The 2728-nt window shown below is 75.5% G+C and carries 3 protein-coding genes; 2 read left to right on the top strand and 1 reads right to left on the bottom strand.

All coding sequences use genetic code 11. The features are described from left to right. The first annotated feature begins 291 nt into the window (after positions 1 to 291). Together yaaA and eda are read left to right on the top strand one after the other, a co-directional pair. Positions 292 to 1056, top strand: coding sequence for a peroxide stress protein YaaA (gene yaaA, locus ABZY12_RS34280; protein ID WP_356897363.1), 765 nt, complete (start codon positions 292 to 294; stop codon positions 1054 to 1056). Positions 1057 to 1132: 76 nt separating this feature from the next. Next, positions 1133 to 1765, top strand: coding sequence for a bifunctional 4-hydroxy-2-oxoglutarate aldolase/2-dehydro-3-deoxy-phosphogluconate aldolase (gene eda / locus ABZY12_RS34275; RefSeq protein ID WP_356897361.1), 633 nt, complete (start codon positions 1133 to 1135; stop codon positions 1763 to 1765). Between the two features lie 118 nt (positions 1766 to 1883). On the opposite strand, the gene ABZY12_RS34270 is transcribed toward eda, so the two are convergent. Continuing rightward, positions 1884 to 2728: bifunctional RNase H/acid phosphatase (locus ABZY12_RS34270; RefSeq protein ID WP_356897359.1), on the bottom strand; the 845-nt coding region annotated here is incomplete at its 5' end.

Genomic DNA, 2728 nt, shown 5'->3' with positions numbered 1-2728 from the left:
TCTGGTGCGTGCGATCGCAAGGCGGAGGAGGGAGTCCACGCGGAGCGTCGACGACCGACGACGACTGGGGGCACCTCCCGTGCCCGAAGGGCTACTTGGGAGAGCGTGCGTGCCAGACGTCGCGAGCCCGGCAAGATCGGCGAGACACCCCCTGAGGCCGGAAGTGCGGGGCCCGGCACGTCGTGGGGAGTTTCGGGCGGGGGTCGGCGTGGCTCGGGTGGGGGGCGGGGGTTTGTAGGCTGAACAGCCGGGGCCGCACCCCCACCCCCGTACGTACGAAGGAGAACCGCCGTGCTCGTGCTGTTGCCGCCCTCCGAAGGAAAGGCCTCCTCGGGCCGCGGCGCGCCGCTCAAGCCGGAGTCGCTGTCGCTGCCCGGTCTGGCCGGGGCGCGGGCGGCGGTCCTGGACGAGCTGGTCGAGCTGTGCGTCGCCGACGAGGAGAAGGCGCGTGAGGTGCTCGGCCTGAGCGAGGGGCTGCGCGGCGAGGTCGCGAAGAACGCCGAGCTGCGGACGGCGGGGGCCCGGCCGGCAGGCGAGATCTACACCGGCGTGCTGTACGACGCGCTCGGCCTGGCCACCCTCGACGCGGCGGCGCAGGAGCGGGCTCGGCAGTCGCTGCTGGTGTTCTCGGGGCTGTGGGGTGCGGTACGGGTGGACGACCGTATTCCTTCGTACCGCTGCTCGATGGGCGTGAAGCTGCCGGGCCTCGGGGCGCTGGGTGCGCACTGGCGCGGGGCGATGGCGTCGGTCCTGCCGGAGGCGGCGGGTGACGGTCTCGTCCTCGACCTGCGCTCGTCGGCGTACGCGTCGGCGTGGAAGCCCAAGGGCGAGGTGGCGGCGCGGACGGCGTCGGTGCGGGTGCTGCACGCGCCGACCCGGAAGGTGGTCAGCCACTTCAACAAGGCGACGAAGGGCCGGATCGTGCGGAGCCTGCTGATGTCGGGAGCGGAGCCGGCGGGGCGGGAGGAGCTCGTGGAGGCGTTGCGGGATCTGAAGTACGTGGTGGAGGAGGGCAAGGCGGGGGTGCTCGACGTTCTGGTGGACGAGATCCACTGACGTTGCGATGGCACCAGCCATTGCACTCTGCGCAACGCTCGTTGCATATAACGCTCGCCGTCGGCAGGATGGGGCCATGCCGAGCGTGCTTGACCTTGCCCCCGAAGCCCCTGTCGTTCCGGTCGTCGTGATCGAGGACGCCGCCGACGCCGTACCCCTCGCCCGCGCCCTGGTCGCCGGCGGGCTGCCCGTGATCGAGGTGACGCTGCGGACGTCCGCCGCGCTCGACGCGATCCGCGCGATCGCCGCCGAGGTCCCGGACGCGGTCGTCGGCGCGGGCACCGTCATCTCGGCGGCCGGCGTCACGGACGCCGTGGGGGCGGGGTCGCGCTTCCTGGTGAGCCCCGGCTGGACGGACGGCCTCCTGGACGCCATGCGGGCGTCGGGGGTGCCGTTCCTGCCCGGGGTCTCGACCACCTCGGAGGTGGTGGCCCTCCTTGAGCGCGGGGTGCGCGAGATGAAGTTCTTCCCGGCGGAGGCGGCCGGCGGCGTTCCCTATCTGAAGTCGCTCGCCGGACCGCTCCCCCAGGCCCGCTTCTGCCCGACCGGCGGCGTCTCGCTCGCCTCCGCGCCGTCGTACCTCGCCCTGCCCAACGTCGGCTGCGTCGGCGGTACGTGGATGCTGCCGGCGGACGCCCTCGCGGCCCGCGACTGGGCCCGCGTCGAGACCCTGGCCCGCGAGGCGGCGGGCCTGCGCACGGTTTCCTAGAGCGAGGTTCGCCCCGTGGCGCGACGGGGGCGACAGGGGCGGCGGCGGGCGCGACGGGCCGCGGCAGGGGCGGGCGGGGCCACCGGTTCGCCTGGCCCCGCCCGTCGCCCGTCGCGGGTCACCTCAGGTGCGAGGTGTCGTTCAGGAGCCGTACGGAGGCGTTGCCGTCGGCGTAGTACGCCACCGCCGACAGCGAGGCGGCCGAGAGCTCCATCCGGAACAGCGACTCCGGCGGGGCGCCGAGCGCCAGCCGGACCAGGGTCTTGATCGGCGTGACGTGCGTGACGAGCAGGACGGTACGGCCCGCGTACGCGGTCGTGAGCCGGTCCCGGGTGGACGCGACGCGACGCGCGACGGTCGCGAAGCTCTCCCCGCCGCCGGTGGGCGCGGCCTTCGGGGAGGCGAGCCAGGCGTCGAGGTCCTCGGCGTACCGCTCCCGTACCTCGGCGAAGGTCAGCCCCTCCCACGCCCCGAAGTCGGTCTCGCGCAGCCCGTCCTCGATCCGTACGTCGAGGCCGAGGCGGGCGGCGACGGTCTCGGCGGTCCGGCGGCAGCGCTTGAGCGGGGAGCTGACGATCGCCTGGATCGTGCCGCGCGCGGCGAGCGCGGCGGCCACCGCGTCGGCCTGGCGCAACCCGGCGGCGGACAGTTCGGGGTCGGTCCCGCCGCTCCCCGAGAACCGCTTCTCGGGGGTCAGCGCGGTCTCGCCGTGCCGCAGCAGCACGAAGGTCGCGGGAACGCCCATGTCGGGCGCGCCCCAGCCGGGCGCGGCCGCGGCGGCCTCCCCGCGCGGGGCGGCGGGGGCGGGAACGACCCCCTGGCCCGCGTGCGCCGAGGCTCCCGCCTCGGCCTCGAAGTCCCCGCTCGCCACGGCGGAACCGCCGCCGGCCCGCGCCGCGTCCGGCGCCGGGGCCGTGTCGGCCGCCGCCTCGCGGCGGGGCGCCGTGCCGCCGCCGGTGGCGT

Origin of the sequence: Streptomyces sp. NPDC006551, from assembly GCF_040611675.1 — a bacterium.
GTDB lineage: Bacteria > Actinomycetota > Actinomycetes > Streptomycetales > Streptomycetaceae > Streptomyces.
Note: the sequence above shows the minus strand (reverse complement) of the source record. Positions and strands in the feature narration are given on the sequence as shown.